This window comes from Paracoccus sp. MC1854, assembly GCF_014164635.1.
Taxonomy (GTDB): domain Bacteria; phylum Pseudomonadota; class Alphaproteobacteria; order Rhodobacterales; family Rhodobacteraceae; genus Paracoccus.
Genome location: NZ_JACJFU010000031.1, coordinates 24,333 through 30,375 on the forward strand (window position 1 = coordinate 24,333; position 6,043 = coordinate 30,375).

Annotated in this window: 5 protein-coding genes; 2 read left to right on the forward strand and 3 right to left on the reverse strand. The window is 65.3% G+C overall.

The window, feature by feature from the left end; all coding sequences use genetic code 11:
• Positions 1 to 40: 40 nt before the first annotated feature.
• The 3 genes from H5395_RS15035 to H5395_RS15045 are packed head-to-tail and all read right to left on the reverse strand — an operon-like array spanning position 41 to position 3,033.
• On the reverse strand, positions 41 to 1,540 hold the full coding sequence (locus tag H5395_RS15035) for a tripartite tricarboxylate transporter permease (protein WP_182793382.1): 1,500 nt from the start codon (positions 1,538 to 1,540) through the stop codon (positions 41 to 43).
• A gap of 7 nt (positions 1,541 to 1,547) precedes the next feature.
• On the reverse strand, positions 1,548 to 2,015 hold the full coding sequence (locus tag H5395_RS15040) for a tripartite tricarboxylate transporter TctB family protein (protein WP_182793383.1): 468 nt from the start codon (positions 2,013 to 2,015) through the stop codon (positions 1,548 to 1,550).
• 55 nt (positions 2,016 to 2,070) lie between these two features.
• Positions 2,071 to 3,033 (reverse strand): tripartite tricarboxylate transporter substrate binding protein, encoded by a 963-nt coding sequence (locus tag H5395_RS15045; protein ID WP_182793384.1) that lies wholly within the window; start codon positions 3,031 to 3,033, stop codon positions 2,071 to 2,073.
• 187 nt (positions 3,034 to 3,220) lie between these two features.
• On the opposite strand from H5395_RS15045, the gene H5395_RS15050 reads away from it, so the two are divergent.
• Together H5395_RS15050 and H5395_RS15055 are read left to right on the forward strand one after the other, a co-directional pair.
• Positions 3,221 to 4,123, forward strand: coding sequence for a GntR family transcriptional regulator (locus H5395_RS15050; protein ID WP_182793385.1), 903 nt, complete (start codon positions 3,221 to 3,223; stop codon positions 4,121 to 4,123).
• Between the two features lie 314 nt (positions 4,124 to 4,437).
• Entirely contained in the window at positions 4,438 to 5,568 is a 1,131-nt protein-coding gene (locus H5395_RS15055) for an alkane 1-monooxygenase (protein ID WP_182793386.1), read from the forward strand.
• The last annotated feature ends 475 nt before the right edge of the window (positions 5,569 to 6,043 follow it).

Below are 6,043 nucleotides of genomic sequence, written 5' to 3' on the forward strand. Positions count from 1 at the left end.
GGTCTTTTCCATCATGACAGGCACCCCGCGGGGGCCTGTCTCAGTCCTCGTCCTGCCGGAAGCGGGCCAGTCCCCGGAAAACGAAGGGCGCGATCAGGGCGATCGTGGCGATCGCGATCATGATGGCCGATCCAGGGTGCTGCAGCAGGATCATGGGGTCGCCGAGGCTCATCTGCAAGGCGCGGCGCAACTGGCTGTCGGACATCGGGCCGAGGATCAGCCCGACGACCACCGGCGCCACGGGATAGTCGTATCGTCGCATGATGAAGCCGAGGACGCCGAAGGCCGACAGCAGCAGCAGTTCCACCACCGAGGGGTTCGCGGCGATGGTGCCCATCGTCGCAAAGACCAGGATGCCTGCGTAAAGCCAAGGCATGGGGATCTTCAGAAGCTGCACCCACAGCCCCACCAGCGGCAGGTTCAGCACTAGCAGCATGATGTTGGCGATGAACAGCGAGGCGATCAGCCCCCAGACCAGATCGGCGTGCTGGACGAACAGCAGCGGGCCGGGCTGGATGTTGTATTGCTGGAACCCCGCCAGCATCACCGCCGCCGTGGCCGAGGTCGGCAGCCCCAGCGTCAGCAGCGGCACCAGCGAGCCTGCGGCGGAGGCGTTGTTGGCGGCCTCGGGGCCGGCGACGCCCTCGATGGCGCCATGGCCGAACTCCTCGGGATGCTTCGACAGCCTGCGTTCCGTGGTGTAGCTGAGGAAGGTCGGGATTTCCGCGCCGCCCGCCGGCAGCGCGCCAATGGGAAAGCCGATGCCCGCGCCGCGCAGCCAAGGCTTCCACGACCGCGCCCAATCCTTGCGGGTCATCCAGATCGAGCCCTTGATCGGGATCGGCTTTTCCGGCGCAAAGGCATGGCGGGAGGCGACATGCAGCGCCTCGCCGATGGCAAAGAGGCCCACGGCCAGAGTCGTGACCTCGATCCCGTCGAACAAATTCGGGACGCCGAAGGCCAGCCGCGTCTGGCCGGTCAACTGGTCGATGCCGATCAGCCCCAGCCAGAGGCCGATGGCAAGGCTGGTCAGGCCGCGCAGGGGCGATGATCCGAAGGTCGCCGATACGGTGACAAAGGCGATCAGCATCAGCCCGAAATAGTCCCATGGCCCGAAGCGGACGGCCAGCTTGACGAGGATCGGCGCGAGGAAAGCAAGCCCGATGGTCGCGATCAGCGCGGCCACGAAGGACCCGATGGCGGCAGTGGCCAGGGCCGGGCCGCCCCGGCCCTTGCGGGCCATCTTGTTGCCCTCAAGCGCGGTGACGACGGACGCGGCCTCTCCGGGCGTGTTCAGCAGGATCGCGGTGGTCGAGCCGCCATACATTCCGCCGTAATAGATGCCCGCGAACATGATGATCGAGCCGCCGGGGTCGAGCTTGAAGGTCACGGGCAGCAGCAGCGCGACCGTCAGCGCCGGGCCGATCCCCGGCAGCACGCCGACCATGGTACCCAAGAGGACGCCGATGGCCGCGAAGGCAAGGTTCATCGGCTGGATGGCGATGGAAAACCCGTTCAGAAGCTGGATAAGCGCGTCCATGGCGACCTCAGAACAGGCGTTCCAGCGGGCCCATGGGCAGCGCCAGTTGCAGAAGCTTGTTGAACATCAGGAAGACCCCGGTCGAGATAACAGCGCCGATGACCAGATCGGCGACAAGCGCCTGCCGTCCGAAGGCGCGTGCGGTCAGGGCAAAGAGCAGCGTCGAGCCGAGGATGAAGCCGAGGCCCAGCCAGATCGAGCCGATCAGCCCGCCCAGCGCGAGCCCGATCCAGGCAACCCCGCTCCAGTCCGCGTGGTCGGCGGTGATGCCGGGGCGAAGGGCCGTGACCAGATGCGCAAGGCCCAGCACGGCCAGAAAGGCCGCGACGAAATAGGAAGCTGCATCTGCGCCGACCCCGTAGTTCGAGCGGATGCTCATGCCCCTCGCGTCGAACCAAGTGATCGCGGCCAGCGCGATCAGGCCGACGCCGATGATCGCCGTGGGGCGATGCAGGGCAGTTTGTCCCAGGTTCATCCTTCCCTCTCCCCTGAAAGAAACGGGCGGGAAAAGCGTCCCCGCCCGGACCGGATCACTCGGCCAGGCCGATGGACTGCAGCGTGGCGTGGACCCGCTCGTTTTCCGAGGCGACGAAGGCCGCGAATTCGTCGGCGGGCGCGTAATAGTCGGTCCAGCCGCGGGCGGTCAGGACCGCCTGCCATTCGGGCGACTTCACGGTCTGCTCGATGGCGGCGGAGAGCGCCTGCTTGTCGGCGTCCGCAATATCCGGCCCTGCGAAGATGCCGCGCCAGTTCACCAGTTCCACATCGACGCCCTGCGCCTTGAGCGGCTGCGCCTCGATCCCCTCGATCGGCTCCGGGTAGGAGATCGCCAGCGCCCGCAGGTCGCCCGATTCGATCTGCCCCTGCCATTCGCCATAGCCCGAGATCCCGGCCGTGACCTGCCCGCCCAGCATGGCGGCCAGCGCCTCGCCGCCGCCCGAATAGGCGACATAGTTCACCTTGGACGGGTCCCCGCCCGCCGCCTGGGTGATGAGCGCCGCAAGGATATGGTCCGCGCCGCCCGCCGATCCGCCCGCCCAGATGGTGCGCGAGACATCCGCCTGGATGGCGGCGGTCAGATCGGCCAGCGTCTGGTGCGGCGAGTTCTTCGGCACCACCACGACCAGCGGATCGCCCGTCAGCCGCGCGATGGGGGTGACGTTGGTCAGGTTCACCGGCGCCTTGTTGGTCAGGATCGCGCCGACCATGGTGATGCCGCCGACCAGAAGCTGGTCGGGCGAGCCCTTGGCGTTCTGGGCGAACTGCGCCAGTCCCACGGTCCCGCCCGCGCCCGGCACGTTCATGACCTGCACGCTTTTCGCAGTGCCGGTCTTCATCATGACTTCCTGCAGCGAGCGCGCCGCCGAGTCCCAGCCCCCACCCGCGCCCGCCGGGGCGGTGATGGTCAGTTCCAGATCCTGCGCCGCCGCCGGCGCCACCGCCGTCATTACGGCAAGACAGGCCGCTGCGAGCCTGCGGGTGACAAAAGACATGAATTCCTCCCGGTTGGACCTTTGATGGTCTGCAGGAATATTGAAGCTCGTTCGGACAAAATGCAATAAGTTTTGTTGAGGGAGAGTAAGTGTGAACGCGGGCAGGGCATTACGCCGCTGTCCATGGACTGGATTGCATTTTGTAATTTATTCATGCACTGGTCCAGCTGAGAGGGAGGATGACTTCGTGGCCCGTGAAAGCCTTGTTCCCCGGATCATGCAGCAGGTGCTGGATCATGTCCGCGGCGAAGAGATGTCGGCAGGCCGGCATCTTGGCGCGCAGAAGCTGGCCGATGCCTTCCGCGTATCCCGCGCCCCGGTCGTGGGGGCACTGAAAAGGCTTGAGGATCTCGGGATCGTCCGGGCCGAGCCGAACCGCGGCTTCTTTCTTGCGATGGATGCCGCCGACCTGCCCGAGATGCCGGGCGGGAACTCGCACGAGGAAAGCCTGTATTTCCAGATCGCCGAGGACCGGCTGTCCGGCCGCCTTCCCGACCGCTTCAGCGAAAGCGAGTTGATGCGCCAGTATGGCGTCGCGCGGGGCCGGCTGGTCCGCGCCTTGCAGCAGATGGCCGACGAGGGTCTGGTGGACCGGCTGCCCGGCAACGGATGGGAGTTCCGCGAGACCCTGAACTCGCTCAAGGCCTATGCCGACGCCTACCAGTTCCGCGCCGCGATCGAGATGCAGGCCCTGCTGCTGCCCAGCTTCGCCCCTGATCCCGAGGCTTTCGCCACCGCGCGCCAGCATCAGCTTGACCTTCTTTCCGGGTTCAAGAGCGCAAGCCGCGCCGCCATCTACGGCACCAATATCGAGTTCCACGAGATGCTTATGCGCTGCGCCAACAACGCCTTCTTCCTGGATGCCGTGCGGCGGGTGAACCGGGTGCGGCGGCTGATCGAATACCGCATCGGCAACGAGCGCGAGCGGCTGCCCCGGCAATGCCGCGAGCATCTGCAGATCCTCGACCTGATCGAGGCGCGCGACATGCAGGCCGCGGCCGCCTTCCTGTTCCACCATGTCCGCGAGGCGGGCCAGATCAAGCTGCGCCTGCTCGACCTCTCGCCGATCCCTTCTGCGCCCTCTTCGTGACTTGGCGGGATGCTGGCCGGTGACTGCATTTGCCCTGACGGTCAGGAAATTTCTTTCGCCTTTGAACTTGTGTTGAAAAGGGATGTCAGCCCCCTGGCAGATGGCAGCCGCATGTTTCAGGGGATCTTCTATCGGCTTGCCCTTGGCCTTCGTCAACGACCTGACAAGACCCCGTGGATGGGGCCTGACCGCCTGTCCAGTTTGATGCGCCGGACCGCCTGCGGCGGGGGGGTATTTGGGCTAGAAAGAAGCGCCTGTGGCAGGTCTGGCGGCGCGGGTGGCGACTCGGGGGTGCCGGGGATAGAAGCGCGGGCATGAGGATGTCGTCGTTGCGGGCCGCGCTGCCCTTCTGGATGTCGCTGGGGCTGGTGCCGCTGGCGGTGCTGGCCACGATGCGCGGCGGCTGGTGGTTCCTGCTGATGCCCGCCTATGCGTGGTACATGGTCACCGCGCTGGACGGGGTCTTGGGGCTGAACAGCAGCAACCCCGATACCGGGACGCCGATCGAGCGGCTGTTCTGGCATCGCGCGATCACCTGGGTCTGGTGGCCGGTCCAGGCGGCGGTGGTCTTCTGGGCGATCTGGCATGTCACCCATACAGGGCATCTGGGCGGATGGGAGAAGCTGGGGATCTTCTTCGGCATCGGCGTCATGTCGGGGACCATCGGCATGGTCTATGCCCATGAGCTTCTGCACCAGAAGCCGGGGTTCGAGCGCTGGCTGGGCGACTTGATCCTCGCCTCGAACCTGTATTCGCATTTCAGGACCGAGCATCTGCTGGTCCATCATTCCTGGGTGGCGACGCCGCGCGACGCGGTGTCGGCACGGTATGACCAGGGGTTCTACCACTATTTCCTGCAGGTGCTGCTGGATTGCCCGCGGTCCGCCTGGGGGGCGGAAAAGCGGCTGCTGGCGCGGGCCGGGCGGCCGGTCTGGGACCGGCGCAATCCGTTCTGGCGATATGGGGCGCTGCAAGGGGGGATGCTGCTGCTGGCAGCGGCCCTGGGCGGCTGGCAGGGGGTGCTGCTGTTCGCCTTCCAGGCCTTCGTGGCGATCTGGCAGCTTGAACTGACCAACTACGTCGAGCATTACGGACTGACCCGCCGGCATCTGGGCGGCGGACGGTATGAACGCGTCCTGCCCCGCCATAGCTGGAACGCGAGCCACACCGCCTCGAACTGGCTGCTGATCAACCTGCAGCGCCATTCGGATCACCACACCAAGCCCGACCGCCGCTTTCCCCTGCTGCAGACCTATGCCGAGGATGAAGCGCCGCAACTGCCCCATGGCTATCCGGCGATGACCTTTGTGGCAATGGTCCCGCCATGGTGGCGGCGGCGGATGAACCCGCGGGTGCGGGCCTGGCGGCGGCGGTTCTATCCCGAGGTGACCGACTGGGCAGCCTATAATCGAGGTGAAACCCCAATTCCGCGCGGCGCTTTATAGGACGTCCTCTGGATCACATGGAACGTCCTTCGTTTCCGCGATCACAGGTTCGCTTCGGCTGCCGTTCTGGCTCACCCTGCTGCGGAAGGGGCGAGGAAAATAAGTGAAATCGTTCGTCGCCACCACGTTCAGTTTGCCCTCTTCAGTGACGCCAACCATGAGTCCACCTGATAAAGACGAAGTCTCACCGGAGACACTGGCAAGGATTTTTCAATAATCTGCGATGAGTTGAGCCTCCAAGGCTCTGCCACCGGCATCTTTTTCAAGCAGTATAGCCGCTTGTTCGAAAAATTTCCCAAAAACCCAAAGATATTTCTATCGCTTAACATCAGACAGGGGATTGCCCTAAGAGCGCCTAACAAAACCGCCTCTCGTGCGTTAGGGGACATGAGCAAGCCCCTTGTATCCGATGATCTGTGGGCGGCGCTGGAGCCGTTGCTGCCGAGGCCGCGGCCCAAGCCCCAGGGCGGCCGTC

Excerpts from the sequence above, each read along its gene's own strand:
- H5395_RS15035 (WP_182793382.1), bottom strand. The coding sequence starts at position 1,540 with ATGGACGCGCTTATCCAGCTTCTGAACGGGTTTTCCATCGCCATCCAG.
- H5395_RS15040 (WP_182793383.1), bottom strand. The coding sequence starts at position 2,015 with ATGAACCTGGGACAAACTGCCCTGCATCGCCCCACGGCGATCATCGGC.
- H5395_RS15045 (WP_182793384.1), bottom strand. The coding sequence starts at position 3,033 with ATGTCTTTTGTCACCCGCAGGCTCGCAGCGGCCTGTCTTGCCGTAATG.
- H5395_RS15055 (WP_182793386.1), top strand. The coding sequence starts at position 4,438 with ATGAGGATGTCGTCGTTGCGGGCCGCGCTGCCCTTCTGGATGTCGCTG.